The sequence below is a fragment of the Cryobacterium sp. Sr8 genome (assembly GCF_004403225.1).
Taxonomy (GTDB): domain Bacteria; phylum Actinomycetota; class Actinomycetes; order Actinomycetales; family Microbacteriaceae; genus Cryobacterium; species Cryobacterium psychrotolerans.
Genome location: NZ_SOHO01000039.1, coordinates 79,009 through 100,964, shown reverse-complemented (window position 1 = coordinate 100,964; position 21,956 = coordinate 79,009). Strand labels below are relative to the sequence as shown.

At 67.9% G+C, this 21,956-nt stretch carries 17 protein-coding genes; 11 read left to right on the top strand and 6 right to left on the bottom strand.

Annotation, left to right across the window (positions count from 1 at the left end; translation table 11 throughout):
* Positions 1–28 precede the first annotated feature (28 nt).
* The 11 genes from uvrB (at position 29) to E3T54_RS06870 (ending at position 13,597) form a co-directional block, all read left to right on the top strand.
* A complete protein-coding gene (uvrB, locus tag E3T54_RS06920) occupies positions 29–2,095 on the top strand; it encodes an excinuclease ABC subunit UvrB (RefSeq protein ID WP_134475096.1) in 2,067 nt (688 codons plus the stop codon).
* Positions 2,096–2,151: 56 nt separating this feature from the next.
* Positions 2,152–5,019 carry an excinuclease ABC subunit UvrA gene (gene uvrA, locus E3T54_RS06915; RefSeq protein ID WP_134475095.1) on the top strand — a complete coding sequence of 956 codons (2,868 nt, stop codon included), beginning with the start codon at positions 2,152–2,154 and terminating at the stop codon, positions 5,017–5,019.
* A gap of 51 nt (positions 5,020–5,070) precedes the next feature.
* Positions 5,071–6,963 (top strand): excinuclease ABC subunit UvrC, encoded by a 1,893-nt coding sequence (uvrC, locus tag E3T54_RS06910; RefSeq protein WP_134475094.1) that lies wholly within the window; start codon positions 5,071–5,073, stop codon positions 6,961–6,963.
* A 62-nt stretch (positions 6,964–7,025) separates the two neighbouring features.
* Positions 7,026–7,901, top strand: a complete 876-nt coding sequence (gene rapZ, locus E3T54_RS06905) for an RNase adapter RapZ (protein WP_134475093.1) — start codon at positions 7,026–7,028, stop codon at positions 7,899–7,901.
* Between the two features lie 55 nt (positions 7,902–7,956).
* Positions 7,957–8,937 (top strand): DNA-binding protein WhiA, encoded by a 981-nt coding sequence (gene whiA, locus E3T54_RS06900; protein WP_134475092.1) that lies wholly within the window; start codon positions 7,957–7,959, stop codon positions 8,935–8,937.
* Between the two features lie 116 nt (positions 8,938–9,053).
* Positions 9,054–9,680, top strand: a complete 627-nt coding sequence (locus tag E3T54_RS06895; RefSeq protein WP_092321992.1) for a superoxide dismutase — start codon at positions 9,054–9,056, stop codon at positions 9,678–9,680.
* 92 nt (positions 9,681–9,772) lie between these two features.
* Positions 9,773–10,780, top strand: a complete 1,008-nt coding sequence (gap, locus tag E3T54_RS06890; RefSeq protein ID WP_134475091.1) for a type I glyceraldehyde-3-phosphate dehydrogenase — start codon at positions 9,773–9,775, stop codon at positions 10,778–10,780.
* A gap of 16 nt (positions 10,781–10,796) precedes the next feature.
* Positions 10,797–12,005 (top strand): phosphoglycerate kinase, encoded by a 1,209-nt coding sequence (gene pgk / locus E3T54_RS06885; protein WP_134475154.1) that lies wholly within the window; start codon positions 10,797–10,799, stop codon positions 12,003–12,005.
* Positions 11,996–12,796 carry a triose-phosphate isomerase gene (tpiA, locus tag E3T54_RS06880; protein ID WP_174843269.1) on the top strand — a complete coding sequence of 267 codons (801 nt, stop codon included), beginning with the start codon at positions 11,996–11,998 and terminating at the stop codon, positions 12,794–12,796. The genes pgk and tpiA overlap by 10 nt, the downstream gene beginning before the upstream one ends.
* Before the next feature lie 109 nt (positions 12,797–12,905).
* Positions 12,906–13,157, top strand: coding sequence for a preprotein translocase subunit SecG (secG, locus tag E3T54_RS06875; RefSeq protein WP_092321987.1), 252 nt, complete (start codon positions 12,906–12,908; stop codon positions 13,155–13,157).
* Positions 13,158–13,228: 71 nt separating this feature from the next.
* Complete coding sequence (locus E3T54_RS06870; RefSeq protein ID WP_092321986.1) at positions 13,229–13,597, top strand: RNA polymerase-binding protein RbpA; 369 nt, start codon at positions 13,229–13,231, stop codon at positions 13,595–13,597.
* Positions 13,598–13,678: 81 nt separating this feature from the next.
* On the opposite strand, the gene pgl is transcribed toward E3T54_RS06870, so the two are convergent.
* Genes pgl through tkt form a run of 6 tightly spaced genes read right to left on the bottom strand, consistent with a single transcriptional unit; the run spans position 13,679 to position 21,835 of the window.
* The gene (pgl, locus tag E3T54_RS06865; RefSeq protein WP_134475089.1) at positions 13,679–14,449 is read right to left on the bottom strand and encodes a 6-phosphogluconolactonase; all 771 of its coding nucleotides are present in this window, start codon (positions 14,447–14,449) and stop codon (positions 13,679–13,681) included.
* The gene (locus tag E3T54_RS06860; protein ID WP_134475088.1) at positions 14,446–15,414 is read right to left on the bottom strand and encodes a glucose-6-phosphate dehydrogenase assembly protein OpcA; all 969 of its coding nucleotides are present in this window, start codon (positions 15,412–15,414) and stop codon (positions 14,446–14,448) included. Before E3T54_RS06860 ends, pgl begins: the two co-directional genes overlap by 4 nt.
* Entirely contained in the window at positions 15,411–16,952 is a 1,542-nt protein-coding gene (gene zwf, locus E3T54_RS06855) for a glucose-6-phosphate dehydrogenase (protein ID WP_134475087.1), read from the bottom strand. Before zwf ends, E3T54_RS06860 begins: the two co-directional genes overlap by 4 nt.
* 23 nt (positions 16,953–16,975) lie before the next feature.
* Complete coding sequence (locus E3T54_RS06850) at positions 16,976–18,583, bottom strand: glucose-6-phosphate isomerase (RefSeq protein WP_134475086.1); 1,608 nt, start codon at positions 18,581–18,583, stop codon at positions 16,976–16,978.
* On the bottom strand, positions 18,580–19,701 hold the full coding sequence (gene tal / locus E3T54_RS06845; protein ID WP_134475085.1) for a transaldolase: 1,122 nt from the start codon (positions 19,699–19,701) through the stop codon (positions 18,580–18,582). The genes E3T54_RS06850 and tal overlap by 4 nt, the downstream gene beginning before the upstream one ends.
* Before the next feature lie 40 nt (positions 19,702–19,741).
* Positions 19,742–21,835 (bottom strand): transketolase, encoded by a 2,094-nt coding sequence (gene tkt / locus E3T54_RS06840; protein WP_134475084.1) that lies wholly within the window; start codon positions 21,833–21,835, stop codon positions 19,742–19,744.
* Between the last annotated feature and the right edge of the window lie 121 nt (positions 21,836–21,956).

The following is a 21,956-nucleotide window of genomic DNA, read 5'->3' as shown; positions in this document are numbered from 1 at the left end:
TGTCAGGGGCGTTCCCTAGACTGGGGGTATGGAACCCACGCGCTCGGTGCATCCCTTCGAGGTGGTCAGCGAGTACACGCCGAGTGGCGACCAGCCGACCGCCATTGCCGAGCTGGCCGGCCGCATCAACGCGGGCGAAACGGATGTCGTCCTGCTTGGCGCGACCGGCACCGGCAAGTCGGCCACGACCGCCTGGCTGATCGAGCAGGTGCAGCGTCCGACGCTCGTGCTCGCCCACAACAAGACCCTCGCCGCCCAGCTGGTCAACGAGTTCCGCGAGCTCATGCCCAACAACGCGGTCGAATACTTCGTCTCCTATTACGACTACTACCAGCCGGAGGCCTACGTCCCGCAGACCGACACCTTCATTGAGAAGGACTCGTCGATCAACGCCGAGGTCGAGCGGCTGCGCCACTCGACGACGAACGCGCTGCTCAGCCGGCGGGACGTCATCGTGGTGTCGACCGTGTCCTGCATCTACGGCCTCGGCACGCCGGAGGGCTACCTCCAGGCGATGGTCGCGCTGCAGGTGGGCCAGCAGGTCTCCCGCGACTGGCTGATCCGCAAGTTCGTGGCGATGCAGTACCAGCGCAACGACGTCGACTTCTCCCGCGGCCACTTCCGGGTGCGCGGGGACACGATCGAGATCATCCCGATGTACGAGGAACTGGCGATCCGGATCGAAATGTTCGGCGACGAGATCGAGGCGCTCTACAGCCTGCACCCGCTCACCGGCGACATCGTGCGCAAGCTCGACGCCGTGTCGGTCTTCCCCGGCTCGCACTACGTCGCCAGCACGGATGTCATGCACCGCGCCATCGGCACGATCAAGGAGGAGCTGGCCGAACGGCTCGAGCAGCTGGAGCGCGAAGGCAAACTGCTGGAGGCCCAGCGCCTCCGCATGCGCACCACCTTCGACCTCGAGATGATGGAGCAGATCGGGTTCTGCTCCGGCATCGAGAACTACTCGCGGCACATCGACGCCCGCAACCCGGGCGAAGCGCCGCACTGCCTGCTCGACTACTTCCCGGATGACTTCCTCATGGTGATCGACGAATCCCACGTCACCGTGCCCCAGATCGGCGCGATGTACGAGGGCGACTCGTCGCGCAAGCGCACGCTCGTCGAGCACGGCTTCCGGCTTCCGAGCGCGCTCGACAACCGGCCGCTCAAGTTCGACGAATTCAAGAACCGGGTCGGCCAGACCGTCTACCTCTCGGCCACCCCCGGCAAGTACGAGATGGGGATCGCCGACGGGATCGTCGAGCAGATCATCCGCCCGACTGGCCTGATCGACCCCGAGGTGATCGTCAAGCCCAGCGCCGGACAGATCGACGACCTGCTCGAGCAGATCAGGCTCCGGGTCGAGCGCAACGAACGCGTGCTCGTGACCACCCTGACCAAGAAGATGGCCGAAGAGCTCACCGATTTCCTCACCGAGGCCGGGGTGCGGGTGCGCTACCTGCACTCCGACGTCGACACGCTGCGCCGGGTCGAGCTGCTCACCGAACTCCGCTCCGGCCTGTACGACGTGCTCGTGGGAATCAACCTGCTCCGGGAAGGCCTCGACCTGCCGGAGGTGTCGCTCGTCGCCATCCTCGACGCCGACAAGGAGGGCTTCCTCCGGTCCGCGACGTCGCTCATCCAGACCATCGGCCGGGCCGCCCGCAACGTGTCCGGCCAGGTGCACATGTACGCCGACCGGCTCACCCCCTCGATGGCCCGGGCCATCGACGAAACCGACCGCCGGCGCGAGAAGCAGGTCGAATACAACACCCTGCACGGGATCGACCCGACCCCGCTGCGCAAACGGATCGCCGACATCACCGACGTCCTGGCGCGTGAGGAAGCCGACACGGCCGAGCTCCTGTCCGGCCGGGATGCCCGCCGCCGCACGCCGACTCCCGGCGGGAAGCGGGTCGGCCTGGCCGCCAACGGCGCGAACGACCTCGAATCGATCATCGCCGACCTGAACGGGCAGATGCTCGAGGCCGCCGGCGAACTCAAGTTCGAACTCGCCGCGCGGCTGCGTGACGAACTGTCCGAGCTCAAGCGGGAACTCCGGAATATGGAGAAGGCCGGGCACCTGGACTGACTCCGGGGTCTCACCGGTGTCACCGAGCTGTCAGCGGCACTGAATAGACTCAATGGGTGTCAATTACCAAGGTAGAGTCCGGGCCCGTGCTGAGCGTCCGCGGTGCGCGCGTTCACAACCTCCACAATGTGGACCTTGAGATCCCGCGGGACTCGCTGGTCGTTTTCACCGGCCTGTCCGGATCCGGCAAATCCTCGCTCGCCTTCGACACGATCTTCGCCGAGGGCCAGCGGCGGTACGTGGAGTCGCTGTCCGCCTACGCCCGCCAGTTCCTGGGCCAGGTCGACCGGCCCGACGTCGACTTCATCGAGGGCCTGAGCCCCGCCGTCTCGATCGACCAGAAGTCCACCAACCGCAACCCGCGGTCGACGGTCGGCACCATCACCGAGGTCTACGACTACATGCGCCTGCTCTGGGCGCGGATCGGCGTGCCGCACTGCGCGATCTGCGGCGAGGTCATCCGGTCGCAGACCGTGCAGCAGATCGCCGACCAGCTGATGGAACTGGAGGCCGGCACCCGGTACCAGGTGCTCAGCCCGGTCATCTCCCAGAAAAAGGGCGAGTTCGTCGACCTGTTCAAGGAACTCGCGGCCGGCGGTTACTCGCGCGCGATCGTCGACGGCGTCCAGATCCAGCTGAGTGAACCGCCCACCCTGAAGAAGCAGCTCAAGCACGACATCTCCGTGGTCGTCGACCGGCTCGTCGCCGGCCCTGAGCTGCTCAGCCGCCTGACCGACTCGCTCGAGACCGCGCTCAAGCTCACCTCCGGGCTCGTGCAGATCAACTACATCGACCTCGAGGGCGACGCCGCCTGGCGGAGCTACTCCGAGAAGCTCTCCTGCCCGAACAACCACCCGGTACAGCTGACCGAGATCGAACCACGCACCTTCTCGTTCAACGCCCCCTTCGGCGCCTGCCCCGAGTGTTCCGGACTCGGCACCCGGATGTCGGTGGACGCCGACCTGCTGCTCGGCGACCCGGAGCTCAGCCTCGCCGAAGGCGTCGTGCTGCCCTGGACCACGCAGGGCAAGGGCCTGTTCCAGTACTACGAGAAGCTCCTCGCCGGCCTGGCCAGGGACCTCGACTTCTCCCTCGACACGCCCTGGGCAGACCTCAGCACCGAGGTTCAGAACGCGGTGCTCCGCGGCGATAACTTCGAGGTGCGGGTGAAGTGGAAGAACCGCTACGGCCGGGAGATGAGCTACACCTCCGGCTTCGAAGGGGTCGTCCCGTACATCGAACGCCAGTACCTCCAGGCCGAGACCGACACCCAGCGCCAGCGCTGGGGCGAATACCTGCGCGAAGTGCCCTGCCCGGTCTGCGACGGCACCCGGCTGAAGCCAGAGGTGCTCGCGGTGAAGGTGCACGACGCGAGCATCGCGGATGTCTGCGAGCTCAGCCTCAGCGACGCGCGCGCGTTCATGAACAAGCTCGACCTGACCGAGCGGGAACAGACCATCGCGGCCCAGGTACTGCGGGAGATCAAGGTGCGCCTGGACTTCCTCATCCGGGTCGGCCTCAACTACCTCAACCTGGCCCGCGCCGCGGCGACCCTGTCCGGCGGCGAGGCCCAGCGCATCCGTCTGGCCACCCAGATCGGCTCCGGCCTGACCGGGGTGCTCTACGTGCTCGACGAGCCCAGCATCGGCCTGCACCAGCGGGACAACCGCCGCCTGATCGAGACCCTGGTCGCCCTGCGCGACCTCGGCAACACCCTGATCGTGGTCGAGCACGACGAGGACACCATCCGCACCGCCGACTGGATCGTCGACATCGGGCCCGGCGCCGGCGTGAACGGCGGACACGTCGTGCACTCCGGATCCTACGAATCGCTGCTCGCCAACAAGAAGTCGCTCACCGGCGACTACCTCGCGGGGCGCAAGTCGATCCCGACGCCGACCACGCGGCGCGAAGTCGACCCGGAGCGGCAGATTGTCGTCACCGGCGCCGAGGCCAACAACCTGCGCAAGGTGACCGCGAGTTTCCCACTCGGCACGTTCACCGCGGTAACCGGGGTCAGCGGCTCCGGCAAGTCCTCGCTGGTCAACGACATCCTCTATCGCGTGCTCGCCAACAAGCTCAACGGCGCCCGCAAGCTCCCGGGCAAGCACACGCGGGTGACCGGCCTCGACCACCTCGACAAGGTCATCCATGTCGACCAGGCGCCGATCGGGCGCACGCCGCGCTCCAACCCGGCCACCTACACCGGCGTCTTCGACAAGATCCGCACGCTGTTCTCCGAGACGATGGAGGCCAAGGCCCGCGGCTACCTCCCCGGCCGGTTCAGCTTCAACGTCAAGGGCGGACGCTGCGAGGCCTGCTCGGGCGACGGCACGATCAAGATCGAAATGAACTTCCTGCCCGACGTCTATGTCGCCTGCGAGGTGTGCGGGGGAGCGCGCTACAACCGCGACACGCTGACCGTGCACTACAAGGGCAAGAACATCGCCGAGGTGCTGGACATGCCCATCAGCGACGCCGCCGAGTTCTTCGAGCCGATCTCCGCGATCCACCGTTTCCTGAAGACCCTCGTCGAGGTGGGGCTCGGCTACGTGCGTCTCGGCCAGAGCGCGACGACCCTCTCCGGCGGCGAGGCGCAGCGGGTGAAGCTTGCGACCGAGCTGCAGCGCCGGTCGAACGGGCGGAGCGTGTATGTGCTCGACGAACCGACCACCGGCCTGCACTTCGAGGACGTTCGCAAGCTCCTGCTCGTGCTGAACAGCCTCGTCGACAAGGGCAACACCGTCGTCGTCATCGAACACAACCTCGACGTCATCAAATCGGCCGACTGGGTGATCGACATGGGACCGGAGGGCGGCTCCGGGGGAGGCCGCGTGCTCGCCAGCGGCACGCCGGAACACCTGGCCACCGTCAAGCGCAGCCACACCGGCACCTTCCTCAAGGAGATCCTCGACGCGCGATGACTGCTGCCACGCGATGACCGCCGCCCGCGATGACCGCCGCCGAAAGAGCCGATGTCTGACGCACTGAGTTACCGCCCGAAAACGGGCGAGATTCCCACCAGCCCGGGGGTGTACCGGTTCCGGGATGCCTCCGGGCGGGTTCTCTATGTCGGCAAGGCCAAGAACCTGCGCGCCCGGCTGAGCAACTACTTCGCCCCGCTCAGCAGCCTGCACGAGCGCACGCGGCGCATGGTCACGACCGCCACCGGCGTCGAATGGACCGTCGTGGGCACCGAGGTGGAGGCGCTGCAACTCGAGTGGACCTGGATCAACGAGTTCGATCCGCCCTTCAACGTGCAGTTCAAGGACGACAAGTCCTACCCCTACCTGGCGGTGACGCTCGCCGACGAGGCGCCGCGCGCGCTCGTCACCCGAACCACCGGCATCCGCGGCGCACGGTATTTCGGCCCGTACCCCAAGGTCTGGGCGGTGTACGAGACGATCGAACTGATGCTCAAGGCCTTCCCGATCCGCACCTGCAACAACGCCAACTACAAGCGGGCCATGCAGTCGGGCAAGCCCTGCTTCGCCGGCCAGATCGGCCGCTGTTTCGGTCCGTGTTCCGGCACGGTGAGCATCGAGGAACACCGCGCCCGGGTCGGCGAGTTCGTCAGCTTCATGGGCAGCCAGGACAAGAAGCTGATCAACAGGCTGACGGCCGAGATGAAGGTCGCCGCGGGAGCCCAGGACTACGAGCTCGCCGCCAAACGGCGCGACCAGGTGATGGCGCTGAACGCCGTGCTCGAAAAGAGCGCCGTCGTGCTGCGGGACAGCGTCGACATCGACCTCTTCGGCATCGACGAAGACGAGCTGGCGGCCGCGGTGCAACTGTTCATCGTGCGGGGCGGGCGCATCCGTGGTGTGCGCGGCTGGATGGTCGACAAGGAACTCGACGTGACGACCGGGGAACTGATCGACTCGATCATGCAGACCGCGTACAGTGCCGACAGCCCGCCGCCGCGCGAGATCGTCGTGCCGCAGCTCCCGGACGACGCCGAGGCGCTGGAGACGCTGCTGGCCGGGCTGGCCCGCCGAAAGGTGCGCCTCGTCGCGGCCCAGCGCGGGGAGAAGGCCGCGCTGCTGGCCACGGCGACCCAGAACGCCCGGCACGCCCTCATGCTGTACAAGACCCGGCGGAGCTCCGACTTCGTTGCCCGGTCGAAGGCGCTCGAAGACATCCAGGACGCGCTGGGGATGGCGGAGGCGCCGCTCCGGATGGAGTGCTACGACGTCTCCCACCTGAGCGGCACGAACATCGTGGCGTCCATGGTGGTGTTCGAGGACGGCCTGCCCCGCAAAGACGAGTACCGCCGGTTCACGATTCCCGAGTCGACCGACGACACCGACTCCATCTACCGCACGCTGTCCCGGCGCCTGGCCTACCTCGTGCCCGGCGACGATCCGGCCGGCGACGACCAGCCCGGCGGCGACCCCGCCCTGGCCGAGTCCGCCGAGCAGAAACGGAAGAAGTTCCGCTACCGTCCCAACCTCCTCATCGTCGACGGCGGCCAGCCCCAGGTGGCCGCGGCCGCCCGGGCGCTGGCCGACGCGGGGATAACCGGGATCGCGCTCTGCGGCATCGCCAAGCGGCTGGAGGAAATCTGGCTGCCGGACTCGGAGTACCCGGTGATCCTGCCGCGCAACAGCGACGCCCTGTTCCTGATCCAGCGGATCAGGGACGAGGCGCACCGGTTCGCGATCGCTCACCAACGGTCCAGGCGCAAGCGCGACATCTCGACGGTGCTCGCCGAGATCCCCGGTCTCGGCCCGGCCCGGGTGAAGGTGCTGCTGGCGCACTTCGGCTCGGTGGCCCGGCTGAAGGAAGCCCCCGAGGCGGCCATCGGCGACGTGCGGGGCATCGGCCCGACCCTCGCGGGCGCGATTCATCAGCATTTACGCGCCTGAACGCCCGCGCCGGTAGGTAGGCTGGACAAACCACCCCACCACGACCAAAGGCGCAGCCCAGAATGACAGCGGAGATCGAGAAGCAGGAAGTGCTGATCGTCACGGGAATGTCCGGTGCTGGTCGGTCGACGGTGGCGAACGCCCTCGAGGACCTCGACTGGTACGTCGTCGACAACCTGCCCCCGCAGATGCTCCGGCCCCTGGTCGACCTGGTCGAACGGGCCGGAAGCACCCTGCCGAAGATCGCGGCCGTGGTGGACATCCGAGGCCGCGAGTTCTTCAGTGACTTCCAGGAGATCGTGCAGTCGCTGCGCAGCGGCACCCAGGTGAGGGTCATCTTCCTCGAGGCGCGGGACGACGTGCTCGTTCGCCGCTTCGAGTCCGTGCGTCGCCCGCATCCGTTGCAGGGCGACGGGACCCTCCTCGACGGGATCACGGCCGAACGCACCCGCCTGGCGGCCGTCCGCGAGGTGTGCGACATCGTGATCGACACGTCCGACCTGAACATCCACCAGCTGGCCACCACCATCACCGAGCGCTTCGCCGCCGAAGACGCGGCCGGGCTGCAGGTCACCATCCTCAGCTTCGGCTTCAAGTACGGGCTTCCCACCGACGTCGACATGGTCGCCGACGCCCGTTTCCTGCCCAACCCGTTCTGGATCCCCGAGCTGCGTCAGTTCACCGGCCAGGACGCCCAGGTCAGCGAGTTCGTGCTCGCCCAGCCGGGCGCACGTGAATTCATCGCCAGCTACTCGGCGGCCCTCGAGCCGGTTCTGGCCGGCTACCAACGCGAGAACAAGCGTCATGCGACGATCGCCATCGGTTGCACGGGCGGCAAGCACCGCTCCGTGGCCATGGCCAGGGAACTCGCCTCTCTCATCCAAGGATTCCCCGGCGTCGCGGTCAACGTCAAGCACCGCGACCTGGGTCGAGAATAACCACGGCCAACGGTTCACAAGACCCTGGCCCGGACAAACAGAATGGAACATACGATTGGCACTCACCGCCGACGTTAAAGACGAGCTTTCCCGCATCGAGGTCTCCAAGACCACGGTGCGTGCCGCCGAGTTAGCGACAATCCTCCGGTTCTCCGGGGGACTGCACATGATCTCCGGACGCATCGCCGTCGAATCCGAGCTCGACACCGCGCTGCTCGCACGAAGGGTGCGCAAGGATCTCGCCGAGCTCTATGGCGTGCGCAGCGAGGTGTCGGTCGTGCCGGCATCCGGGCTTCGCCGCACCAACCACTACCTCGTGCGCGTGGTCGAAGGCGGAGAGACCCTGGCCAGGCAGACCGGCCTGCTCGACGCCCGCCGCCGCCCGATCCGCGGCCTTCCAAACCGCCTGACCACGGGGTCCAAGGAAGAAGTCGCCGCGGTCTGGAGGGGGGCGTTCCTCGCGAACGGCTCGCTCACCGATCCCGGCAGGTCCGCGGCCCTGGAAGTAACCTGCCCCGGCAACGAGGCGGCCATGGCGCTCGTGGGCGCCGCCGGACGCCTCGGAATCGTCGCCAAGGCCCGCGAGGTGCGCGGCGTGCACCGGGTCGTCATCCGTGACGGTGACGCGATCGGCTCCATGCTCGTGCACATGGGCGCCAAGGACACCGTGCTCAACTGGGAGGAACTGCGCCAGCGCCGGGAGGTCAGGGCAACCGCCAACCGCCTGGTCAACTTCGACGACGCGAACCTGCGCCGGTCGGCGCAGGCCGCCGTCGCCGCCTGCGCCCGGGTCGACCGGGCCATGGAGATCCTCGGCGACGACATCCCCAAGCACCTGCGCTACGCCGGCGAGCTGCGACTGAGATTCCGGGATTCCAGCCTCGACGAACTCGGCCACCACGCCGACCCGCCCATGACCAAGGATGCCGTCGCCGGGCGCATCAGACGACTCCTCGCCATGGCCGACAAAAAGGCCGTTGACCTGGGGATTCCCGGTACCGACGCCAACCTGCCGCCAGATCTCGACGACGTCTGAGGACACGTCCCGAGCCTCACCGGCACGCCTGACTAGACTGTCATGGTCGCCCACCGGCCGGCGGCGGAGTCCTCCGCACCGGCTACTCATCCGGCAACACCCAGAGGAGAAATCACATGGCTGAATACACCCTGCCTGACCTGCCCTACGACTACTCGGCCCTCGCGCCGAGCATCAGCGGCACCATCATGGAACTCCACCACGGCAAGCACCACCAGGCATACGTGACCGGCGCGAACACTGCCCTGGCCCAGCTGGCCGAGGCCCGCGACGCCGGCAACCTCGCCTACGTCAACAAGCTCGAGAAGGACCTCGCCTTCAACCTGGGCGGCCACGTCAACCACTCCGTGTTCTGGACCAACATGTCCCCGGACGGCGGAGACAAGCCCACCGGTGAACTCGCCGCGGCGATCGATGACAACTTCGGCTCCTTCGACAAGTTCCAGGCCCACTTCGCGGCCGTCGCGCTCGGCGTGCAGGGCTCCGGCTGGGCCGTCCTCGCCTGGGACTCCATCGGGCAGCGCCTGATCATCCAGCAGTTCTTCGACCAGCAGTCCAACTTCGCCGCCGGCACGGTCCCCGTGCTCATGCTCGACGTCTGGGAGCACGCCTACTACCTCGACTACCGCAACGTACGCGCGGACTACGTCAAGGCATTCTGGAACATCGTCGACTGGTCGAACGTGCAGACGCGGTTCGTAACGGCCCGTGAGAAGACCGCCGGCCTGCTGCTACTGTCATAGCGTTATGGTGTCTTTGCCCTAACAGGACACCGCCGTCCGTACTTTGATCACCCCCATCTGCGCCGTCGGCGCCTCAGTAACAGGAGTCATTCGTGTCTGTAAAGATCGGCATCAACGGATTCGGCCGGATCGGCCGTAACTACTTCCGAGCGGCTTTGGCCAAGGGCAGCGAACTCGACATCGTCGCGGTCAACGACCTCACCGACACGAAGACGCTCGCTCACCTACTGAAGTACGACACGACCAACGGCCGCCTGGACGCGACGGTGGAGGTCGTCGGTGACTCGATCGTCGTCAACGGCAAGGCGATCAAGGTACTGGCCGAGCGCGACCCCGCGAACCTCCCGTGGGCCGCGCTCGGCGTCGACGTCGTGATCGAGTCGACCGGTTTCTTCACCAAGGCGGAGGCCGCGCGCAAGCACATCGCCGCCGGCGCCAAGAAGGTCCTCGTCTCCGCACCCGCGACGGGCGACAACGTGGCGACCATCGTTCTCGGCGTGAACGAGGGCGTCTACGACCCCGCCGTGCACGACGTCATCTCCAACGCGTCCTGCACCACGAACTGCCTCGCCCCCCTCGCCAAGGTGTTCCTGGACAACTTCGGGATCGAACGCGGCCTGATGACCACGGTGCACGCGTACACGGCCGACCAGAACCTTCAGGACGGCCCGCACAGCGATCTCCGCCGCGCCCGCGCCGCCGCCGTGAACATCATCCCGACCTCGACCGGCGCCGCCAAGGCCCTCGGCCTCGTCATCCCCGCGCTCGTCGGCAAGCTCGACGGCTACGCACTGCGCGTTCCGGTCCCGACCGGCTCGATCACCGACCTCACCATCACCGCTTCACGCCCGGTCACCGTCGAGGAAGTCAATGCCGCGTACAAGGCTGCGGCCGAGGGACCCCTCAAGGGCATCCTCAGCTACACCGAGGACCCGATCGTCTCCAGCGACATCGTCGGCGACCCGCACTCCTCGATCTTCGACGCCGGGCTCACCAAGGTCATCGGCGACCAGGTCAAGGTTGCCTCGTGGTACGACAACGAGTGGGGTTACTCGAACCGACTGGTCGACCTGACCGAGTTCGTCGCCGAGCGCCTGTAACCGGGACCGCGGTTTGTTGCGCACCATCGAGTCGCTGGGTTCGCTCCAGGGCACAAGAGTCATCGTCCGCTGTGACCTGAACGTCCCGCTTGAGCGCGGACGGATCACCGACGACGGCCGGATCAGGGCCTCGCTGCCCACGATCCGGGCCCTGATCGCCCAGGGCGCCCGGGTCGTCATCGTGTCTCACCTCGGCCGCCCCGACGGGGCTCCCGACGCGAAATACAGCCTGGCCCCGGTCGCCGACCGTCTCGGCGAGCTGCTCGGAACCGGAGTCGCCTTCGCCACCGACACCGTCGGGGATTCGGCGACGGATGCCGTCGCGCAGCTCACCGACGGCGGCGTCGTCGTGCTCGAGAACCTGCGTTTCAACGCGGGGGAGACCAGCAAGGTCGACGCGGAGCGGGCCGCCTTCGCGGCCCGCCTCGCGGCGCTGGGCGACGTGCTCGTGTCGGACGGCTTCGGCGTGGTCCACCGCAAGCAGGCCAGCGTGTTCGAACTGGCGACGCTCCTGCCGAGCGCCGCCGGCCTGCTGATCGCCACGGAGCTCGACGTCCTCGACCGTCTGACCGAGAAGCCCGAGGCGCCGTACACGGTCGTCCTCGGCGGCTCGAAGGTCTCGGACAAGCTCGGCGTCATCGGCCACCTCCTGCCCAGGGTCAACTCGCTGCTGATCGGCGGCGGGATGGTGTTCACCTTCCTCGCGGCCCAGGGCCACAAGGTCGGATCAAGCCTGCTCGAGAGCGACCAGCTCGACACCGTCCGCGGCTACCTCGCCGAAGCCGAGCGCCTCGGCGTGAAGATCGTGCTCCCCACGGACATCGTCGTGGCGTCGAAGTTCGGCGGGGACGCCGAACACCAGGTCACCCTGGCCGACGCGATCGAAGACACCCCGTTCGGCGCATCCGGGCTGGGCCTGGACATCGGTCCGGACTCCGCCCGGGCGTTCGCCGCCATCATCCGCGCGTCGAAGACGGTCTTCTGGAATGGCCCCATGGGCGTGTTCGAGCTTGCCGCCTTCGCCGAAGGCACGCGCACGGTCGCGTCCGCACTCACCGAGGTCGACGGCCTCAGCGTCGTCGGCGGGGGAGATTCCGCGGCGGCCGTACGAATTCTCGGTTTCAACGACGACCAATTCGGTCATATATCTACCGGCGGTGGCGCCAGCCTCGAGTTCCTCGAGGGTAAGCGCCTGCCTGGACTGGAGGTCCTCGGATGGCAGTGAATATCAACCCACGGCGCACGCCCCTGATTGCGGGCAACTGGAAGATGAACCTGGACCACCTCCAGGCCATCGCCTTCGTGCAGAAGCTCGCCTGGAGTCTCAAGGACGCGCGGCACGACTTCACCGCCGTCGAGGTTGCCGTCTTCCCGCCGTTCACCGACCTGCGATCCGTGCAGACCCTGGTCGCCGCGGACAAGCTCCCGCTCGCCTTCGGCGCGCAGGACCTCTCCGAGCACGACTCCGGCGCCTACACCGGGGAGATCTCCGGCGCATTCCTGGCCCAGCTCGAATGCCAGTACGTGATCATCGGCCACTCCGAGCGCCGCACCCTGCACGCCGAGACCGACGAGCAGGTGGCCGCGAAGGTCGTGGCCGCGCTCAGGCACAACCTGGTCCCGATCATCTGCGTCGGCGAGACCGCCGCGGACCTCGAATTGCACGGCCCGAGCGCCGTCCCGGTCGCGCAGCTTCGCGCGGCCCTCGCCGGGGTCACCAGGGCCGCGGACATCGTTGTGGCGTACGAGCCGGTCTGGGCGATCGGCTCCGGACAGGCCGCGACGCCGGAGCAGGCCGAACAGGTCGCTGCCGCGCTGCGTGCCGTGCTGAACGAGACGCTCGGCCAGGACGTGGCCGACAAGACCCGCATCCTCTACGGCGGGTCGGTCAAGGCCGTCAACATCGCCGGGTTCATGCGCGAACCCAACGTCGACGGCGCGCTCGTCGGCGGGGCGAGCCTCGACATCGATGAATTCTCCGGCATCGTCCGGTACCAGAAGCACGTCGGAATCTAGACCCAACGCGGTTGTCCGGAGGGGCAACCGCGGGTGGGCTTGGCCGTCAGGCTATAATTACCAGTGTCTTGGTGGTGCGCGCGCGCCCACCGCATTGTGAAAGGTTTTCGTGGACATTCTCCAGGTTGTGTTGCAGGTACTGCTCGGCATTACGAGCCTCCTGCTCACCATGCTCATTCTGTTGCACAAGGGACGAGGGGGCGGGCTGTCCGACATGTTCGGCGGCGGCGTCACTTCGAACCTCGGCGCATCCGGGGTTGCCGAGCGCAACCTCAACCGAATCACCATCATTCTCGGGCTGCTGTGGATTTCCTGCATCGTGGTGCTCGGCCTGATCACCAAGTTCGACACCGGCGCTTAGGCAGATTTTGCACGATCGCAGTCCCCTGGACTGCGGCTATACCGACTAATCAGCACAAGGGGAGAAACATCATGGCATCTGGTGGCAGCGCAATTCGGGGTTCTCGTGTCGGAGCGGGGCCCATGGGGGAGCAGGACCGTGGTTTCCACGCCGACCGCATCAAGGTGTCCTATTGGGACGCCCTCGGCAACGAAACCGTCCGCTACTTCGCGGCCAACCTTCCCGACGAGGAAATCCCCGTCACCATCGACTGCCCGTCCTCCGGCCTGCCGGCCGGCCGCGACAAGGCGAACCCGCCGTCGGTGATCAAGCTCGAGCCGTACAAGACGCACCTGGCCTACGTCAAGGAACGCCGCACCGAAGAGGAAGCGGAGTCGCTCCTCGAGGAGGCGCTCCAGCAGTTGCGCGTGCGCCGTGGCAAGCTGACCGCCACCAACTAGCACCCACCACATACCGCGAACCCGCAGTTGTGCACGTTATGAGGCCCTCATAACACGCACAACTGCGGGTTCGCGGTGTTATTAGTAGATGGGGGCGATGAGGTTCTCTGGCACCTCGGCCGCGGCCTCACTGTCCACGAAGAAGACCGTGCGCTTGCGTCCCTTGATGCCCGCGACCGGCACCTCGTCGCGGCTCGCCCCGGCCAGCGCCAGCCCGAGGGCGGAGGCCTTGTCCGAGCCGGCCAGGACCAGCCAGACCCGTTCCGACGAGTTCAGGGCGGGGCGGGTGAGGCTCAAACGCTCGGCCGGCGGCTTGGGCGCGTTCAGGATCGGGATGACGCTGGCCTGCGATTCCCGGATGCCTGACTGGTGCGGGAAGAGCGAGGCGACGTGGCCGTCGGGCCCGACGCCGAGGAAGGTGATGTCGAAGCGGGGCAGCGCGGCCCCGGATGGGGCGGCGAGGGCCAGCTCGGCCGCGTAGCGAGCGGCGGCGGCCTCGAGGTCGTCGCCCTCGTCCGAGGCGGGGAACGGGTGCACGTTCGCCTCCGGCACCGAGATGTGATCCAGCAGGGCTTCCCGCGCCTGCAGCTCGTTGCGGTCGGCGTGGCCCTTGGGCACCCAGCGTTCGTCGCCCCACCAGAACGAGACCCGGCCCCAGTCGATCGTGTCCCTGGCCGGCGACGAGTTGATGGCCGCCAGCACGGCGATGCCGACCGAACCGCCGGTCAGCACGACATTCGCAGCATCCTGGTCGTCAAGGATGTCGACGGTCTTCGTGATGAACCGCGCCGCCACCGAAGCCGACAACGACTCCTTGTTGAGGTGGACTAATACGCGCCGTTCATTCGTCACAAGTGTGCTCCGGTCTGTTCTGCGACCACGTCGTCGAGTTGCGGCAGGCCGCGCGTGATCACTTCACCATATAACTCATCCGGGTCGAGGCGTCGCAGCTCATCGGAGAGGCAGTCGCGCAGGCTGCGGCGTTTGAGGGTGAGATCCTGCTGCGGGCGGCCGGGCTGGGTCAGGGTCGCGATTTCCGGAATGTCCCGTTCGAGCGAGATGACGCCGGATGCCCGGGTGAGGTGAACCCCGCGGATTCCGTGGGCCAGCGGGCCCGAGGTGAGCTCGTATTCGACCGGCACCTGCAGCTGCATCTGCAGCCAGGCGGCCAGCAGCGCCGTCGAGGGTGAATCGGCCGCGCCCTCGACCTGGACCGCCGTGATCGCCTCGTACGGCGGCTGGTCGAGCACGGCGGCGAGCTGGGCCCGCCAGAGGGTGAGCCGGGTCCAGGCGAAGTCGGTGTCGCCGGGTCGGTAGCTGGTGCAGAGACGGTGCAGGGCGGCCTGCGGGTCGGCCTGCGCCGACGCATCCGTCACCCGGCGGTATGCGATCCGCCCGAGGGGGGACTCCGCGGGCACGTCGGGGGCCTCGCCCGGCCACCAGGCGACGACGGGCGCGTCCGGCAGGAGCAGACCCATCACGAGGCTCTCCGGGTCGCTGGCGGCATCGCCGTAGGCGCGGAGCACGATGACCTCGCTCGCCCCCGCGTCCCCGCCGACGCGGATCTCGGCGTCGACCCGGGCCTCGACGGCGCTGTGCGTGCCGTCGGATTCCCGGGTGGAGACCACGATGACGCGCATGGGATGCTCCCGTGAGGCGTCATTGGCGGCCTCGATGGCCTCCTCTTCGTGGCCGAGCGTCGACGCGATGATGAGCGTCAGCACACGGCCGAGAGCCACGGCGCCGCCCTCCTCCCGGATGCGCACCAGCGCCTTGGAGATCTTGGACGTCGTGGTGTCCGGCAGGTCGACAATCACGGTCGCCTCCACTTCCGGCCGTCGCGAGACAGCAATTCGTCGGCGGAATCGGGACCCCACGTTCCCGGCCGGTACTGCTCCGGCCGGCCCTGCTCGGCCCAGAACTCTTCGATCGGGTCGAGGATCTTCCAGGACAGCTCGACCTCCTCGTGGCGGGGGAACAACGGCGGGTCGCCGAGGAGCACGTCGAGGATGAGACGCTCGTAGGCCTCCGGGCTCGCCTCGGTGAAGGCGTGTCCGTAGCCGAAGTCCATCGTGACGTCGCGCACCTGCATTCCGACGCCGGGAACCTTCGAGCCGAAACGGATGGTGACCCCCTCGTCGGGCTGCACCCGGATGACGAGCGCGTTCTGGCCGAGCGTCGCCGTGTGGCCCTCCTCGAACAGGGACTGCGGGGCGCGTTTGAACACGACGGCGATCTCGGTGACCCGTCGGCCCAGCCGCTTCCCGGCCCGGAGATAGAACGGGACTCCCGACCAGCGCCGGGTTTCGATGGTGAGCCTGAGCGCGGCGTAGGTTTCGGTGAGCGACTCCGGGTTCATCCCGTCTTCGTCGAGGAAGCCGAGGACCTTCTCGCCGCCCTGCCAGCCCCCCGAGTACTGCCCGCGGGCGGTGCCGGTGGCGAGGTCGTCGGGCAAACGGACGGAGGCCAGCACCTTCTCCTTCTCGGTGCGGAGGTCTTCCGCCGCAAAGGAGATCGGCTCCTCCATCGCCGTCAGGGCGAGGAGCTGCAGCAGGTGGTTCTGGATCACGTCGCGGGCGGCGCCGATGCCGTCGTAGTAGCCGGCGCGGCCGCCCACTCCGATGTCTTCGGCCATGGTGATCTGCACGTGGTCGACGTAGTTGGCGTTCCAGATCGGTTCGTACAGCTGGTTGGCGAAGCGCAGGGCCAGAATGTTCTGCACCGTCTCCTTGCCCAGGTAGTGGTCGATCCGGAAGACCGAATCGGCCGGGAAGACCGACTCGACGACGTCGTTGAGCTCCCGAGCCGTCTTCAGGTCGCTGCCGAAGGGCTTCTCAATGACGACGCGGCGCCACTGGCCCTCCTTCTGCTCCGCGAGACCAGAGCGACGCAGCTGCTCCGTGACCTGCGGGAACGCCTTCGGCGGGATCGAGAGGTAGAACGCATGATTGCCCATCGTGCCGCGCTTCTCATCGAGCTCCTGGATGGTCTCCTTGAGCTGTTCGAACGCCGCGTCGTCGTCAAACGTACCCGGCACGAAACGGATGCCCTCGGCCAGCTGCGCCCAGACATCCTCGTGGAACTCGGTGCGCGCATACTGCTTCACGGCGTCGTGCACGACCTGCATGAAGTCCTCGTTGTCCCAGTCGCGCCGGGCGAAACCGACGAGCGCGAAGCCCGGCGGCAGCAGCCCCCGATTCGCCAGGTCGTACACGGCGGGCATGAGTTTCTTCCGCGACAAGTCGCCCGTCACGCCGAAGATGACGAGGCTGCTGGGCCCCGCGATCCGGTTCAGGCGGTAGTCGGACGCTGATCGCAGCGGATTGAACTCCGGGGTGATCTCCACCGGGGACATGCAGCTCCTTTGAGGGACAGGCGTCAACGCAGGGCGGCGAACAGGGTTGAGATGTTCGCAGCAGGCTGGGTGAGGGTGAGGGTGAGGACCGGGCGACCATGTTCGGCAAGCACGCTCGCGTCACCGCTGGCCTGGGCCTGGATGAGTTCACCGAACGTGAACGGCCGTTCCGGAATGTCGAGGTCCTCGGCCGGGACGGCCAGGATCTGGAGGAACACACCGGTGGCCGGCCCGCCCTTGTGGAACTGGCCCGTGGAGTGCAGGAATCGCGGACCCCAGCCGAAGGTGACCGGCCGCTTGGACAGCCGGGCGAGCAGGTCGCGGACCTCGGCCAGTTCCGGGCAGTCCAGGCGGTTGACGTACGCCTGCACGGCGACATAGCCGTCCGGTCCGAGTTCCTCGAGCAGGGCGTCGACGGCCGAGGCGAGGTCGCTGGCGGCGCCGATGACGTGCGGCGTGCCGCGCACCTCAATGCCGTCGGAGATGAAGGCGGCCGGCTCGGGCTCGGGCCTGGCGTCCAGCAGTCCGCGGCTCGCGATCTTGGCGGATTCCACGTCCGGCTGGTCGAACGGGTTGATGCCCAGCAGCCGTCCGGCGACCACCGTGGCGTATTCCCAGACCAGGAACTGGGCGCCCAGCGTCCCGCTCACCCGGATCTCGTCGGTGCCGTCGTCGGCACCGAAGACCTCGAGGCCCGCGTCGTCGACGAGGCGCACCAGCTGCAGGTCCGGCAGATTCGCGGACAGCTCGGGCGCGCCCGATTCGAGCACGACGGGCAGGAGGCCGGTGCCCTTCTTGCCGGTCGATTCGGCGACGAGCTGCTCGATCCAGTCGGGCAGGCCCACGATGTGGGTCCCGTCCGCCAGCAGGGCGAGCTTGTCCCGCAGCGGGCTGGTCGCGGCAATGGCCGCGCCGAGCACGAGGCCCGGGTTCTCGGGGGAGTCCACGGCCAGCGCGAGGCTGATCGCGTCGGCTTCGTCCAGGAGCTGACCGACGTCGACCCCGGCCAGGCCGGACGGCACCAGGCCGAACGCCGTGAGGGCCGAGTAGCGTCCGCCGACAGTCGGGTCGGCGGTGAAGACGCGGTAGCCGGCGGCGCGGGCGGATGCCTCCAGCGGCGAGCCGGGATCGGTCACGACGATGATCCGCGCGGCCGGGTCGATGCCGGCCGCGCGGAACGCGCGCTCGAACACCCGGCGCTGGCTGTCGGTTTCGACGGTGGACCCCGACTTGGACGAGACTACGAGTGCCGTGGCTTCGAGGCCGTCGTGCAGGGCGGCAAGAACCTGGCCGGGATCGGTCGAGTCCAGCACGGTGAGGCCCACGCCGGCGGTGCGGGTGATGACCTCGGGCGCCAGCGACGAGCCGCCCATGCCCGCCAGGGCGATCCGGGTGACGCCGTCGGCGCGAAGCGTGTCGCGCAGCGCCAGGATCTCGGCGACGAGCGGACGCGAGACCGCGACCGACTCGGTCCAGCCGAGACGCTTCGACGCCTCATCCTCGGCCTCCGGACCCCAGAGCGCGGGGTCGAGGGCCGTGATGCTCGACGCGACCAGGTCGTCGACGAGGATGGGCACCGCGGTGCGGACGGCCTCGGCCGCGCCGCCGCTCACCGAAATGCGGAAGCTCACCGGTGGGCCCGGGCGGCCTCGAGCGCGGCCGTGACCGTGTCGAGCAGCTCGTTCCAGGACACGATGAACTTGGAGACGCCCTCGGCCTCGAGCACCCGGGTGACATCGTCGTAGGAGATGCCCTGGGCGGCCAGCGCGTCGAGAACGGCGTTGGCGTCGTCGTAGTTGCCGGTGATCGTGTCCCCGGCGATGACGCCGTGGTCGAACGTCGCGTCGAGGGTCTTCTCCGGCATGGTGTTGACGACCTCGGGCGCGACCAGCTCGGTCACGTAGAGGGTGTCGGGCAGGCTCGGGTCCTTGACACCGGTCGAGGCCCACAACGGGCGCTGCTTGTTCGCCCCGGCTCCGATGAGCACCCTGGCCCGCTCGCTGTCGAAGGCCTGCTCGTAGACCTGGTAGGCCAGGCGCGCGTTGGCGACGCCGGCCTTGCTCTTGAGGGCGAGCGCCTCGGCCGTGCCGACGGCTTCCAGGCGCTTGTCGATTTCGGTGTCCACGCGCGACACGAAAAACGACGCGACCGAGTGGATGGTGGAGATGTCGATTCCGGCGGCCCGGGCCTTTTCCAGCCCGGTCAGGTAGGCGTTGATGACCTGGCGGTGGCGTTCGAGGCTGAAGATGAGCGTGACGTTGACGCTGATGCCGGCCGCGATGGTCTCCGTGATCGCCTCGAGGCCTTCGATGGTCGCCGGGATCTTGATCAGGGCGTTGCGCCGGTCGACCTTTGCCCAGAGCTGGCGGGCCGCGGCGATGGTTCCGGCCGCGTCGTGGGCGAGGGTCGGCTCGACCTCGATCGAGACCCGGCCGTCGAGACCGTTCGTGCGGTCGTAGACCGGGCGGAACAGGTCGCTGGCCGCGGCGACGTCGTCGGTGGTGATCTCGAAGACGGCGTCGTGAACGCCGGTGCCGGCCGCGGCGAGGAGCGCAACCTGCTCGGTGTACGCCTCGCCCTTGCTCAGAGCGCCGGCGAAGATCGTCGGGTTCGTCGTGACGCCGACGACGTTCTTCTCGGCGATCAGATTCTTCAGTCCGCCGGAGGTGATGCGCTCGCGGGACAGGTCGTCCAGCCAGATGCTGACGCCGGCAGCGGAAAGCTGGGCGAGGGGAGTGGTCTCAGTCATGTTTTTCTCCTGTGATTCAGATGTAGGTTTCGGGGCGCGCTCAGAGCGCTGCGAGGGATTCCCTGGCGGCGGCGACCACGGCATCCGTGGTGATGCCGAATTCGCGGAACAGGGTCTTGTAGTCCGCCGAGGCACCGAAGTGCTCGATGGAGACGCTGCGGCCGCGGTCGCCGACGTACCTGCCCCAGGTCAGCGCGATTCCGGCCTCAACCGATACCCGCGCGGTCACGGCCGCCGGCAGCACCGACTCGCGGTATTCGGCGGTCTGCTCCTCGAACCATTCGAGGCTGGGCGCCGACACGACCCGGGCGTTGATGCCGTCGGCACTGAGCGCCTCGCGGGCGTTGACTGCCAGCTGCACCTCCGAGCCGGTCCCGATCAGGATCACGTCGGGGGTGCCGCCGGGGGCCTCGGCCAGGACGTAGGCGCCCCGGGCCACGTTCGCGGCCGACGCGAAGGTGTCTCCGGATGCGTCGCCGTCGCCGCGCTCGAACACGGGGATGTTCTGGCGGGTCAGCACGATGCCGGCCGGACCGCCTCGACGTTCGAGGATCGTCTTCCAGGCCCAGCTCACCTCGTTGGCGTCGCCCGGACGCACGACGTCGAGGCCCGGAATGGCACGGAGCGTCGCGAGCTGCTCAATCGGCTGGTGGGTGGGGCCGTCTTCGCCGAGGGCGACGGAGTCGTGCGTCCAGACGAAGATCGACGGCGCCTTCATCAGCGCCGCGAGGCGGATCGCCGGGCGCATGTAGTCGCTGAAGATCAGGAAGGTCCCGCCGAACGGGCGAGTGTTGCCGTGCAACACGATGCCGTTCAGGATGGCGGCCATCGCGTGCTCGCGAATGCCGAAGTGCAGCACGCGGCCGTACTTGTGGCCGCTCCACGCGCCGGTGCTGTGTTCGCTCGGAACGAATGATGCGGCGCCCGCGATCGTGGTGTTGTTCGATTCGGCGAGGTCGGCGGAGCCGCCCCAGAGTTCGGGGATGACCGAGCCGAGGACGCCGAGCACCTTGCCGGATGCGGCCCGGGTGGAGACCTCGGTGCCGGCCGGGAAGACCGGGAGCGCCTCGTCGAGCCCGTCGGGCAGTTCGCCGGTGAGCAGGCGGTCCAGCAGCTGCTTCCGTTCGGGGTTCGCCGCCGACCAGGCGTCGAAGCGCGTGTTCCACTCGGCGTGCTGGTCCGCACCGCGGACGAGGGCCTTGCGGGTGTGCTCGATCACGTCGTCCGCGACCTCGAAGTTCTTGTCCGGGTTGAATCCCAGCACCGTCTTGACACCGGCGAGTTCCTCGGCGCCCAGCGCGGATCCGTGAATCTTGCCGGTGTTCTGCTTCTTCGGGCTGGGCCAGCCGATGATCGTCTTCAGGATGATCAGCGACGGCTGGTCGGTCACGGCCTGGGCCGCCTCGATCGCGGAGTGGAGCTCGGCGACGTCCTCGACGTACGAACCGGTCTTCTTCCAGTCGACGGTCTGCACGTGCCAGTTGTAGGCGGCGTAGCGCGCCGCGACGTCCTCCGTGAACGCGATGTTCGTGTCGTCTTCGATCGAGATCTGGTTGCTGTCGTAGATGGTGATCAGGTTGCCGAGCTGCTGGTGGCCGGCGAGCGAGGATGCCTCGGCGGTGACGCCCTCCTGCAGGTCGCCGTCGCCGGCGATGACATAGACGAAGTGGTCGAACGGGCTCGTGCCGTCCGCGGCATCCGGATCGAACAGGCCGCGCTCGAACCGCGCGGAGTAGGCGAAGCCCACGGCGGAGGCCAGGCCCTGCCCGAGCGGGCCGGTCGTGATCTCGACGCCGTCGGTGTGGCCGTATTCCGGGTGGCCGGGAGTCTTCGAGCCCCAGGTGCGGAGCGCCTTGAGGTCATCGAGCTCGAGGCCGTAACCGCCCAGGTAGAGCTGGACGTACTGGGTGAGCGAGCTGTGGCCGGCGGAGAGCACGAAGCGGTCGCGGCCGAGCCAGGCGTTGTCGGCCGGGTCGCGCCGCATGACCTTCTGGAACAGGAGGTACGCTGCCGGGGCCAGGCTCATGGCGGTGCCCGGATGCCCGTTGCCGACCTTCTCCACGGCGTCCGCGGCAAGCAGACGGGCCGTGTCGATGGCCGTGTTGTCGATGGAATTCCACTGCAATGCTGCCACTTTGAAAGGACCCTTCTGGAAGCGACGAGGGCAGGTCGTCACGGACCCGCTCCTGCTGAGGTTGGCGCGCCCGTGGACTTCATCGGCCTCACGCGTGCGCGTGTGGTTCGGCGAGGCCGAT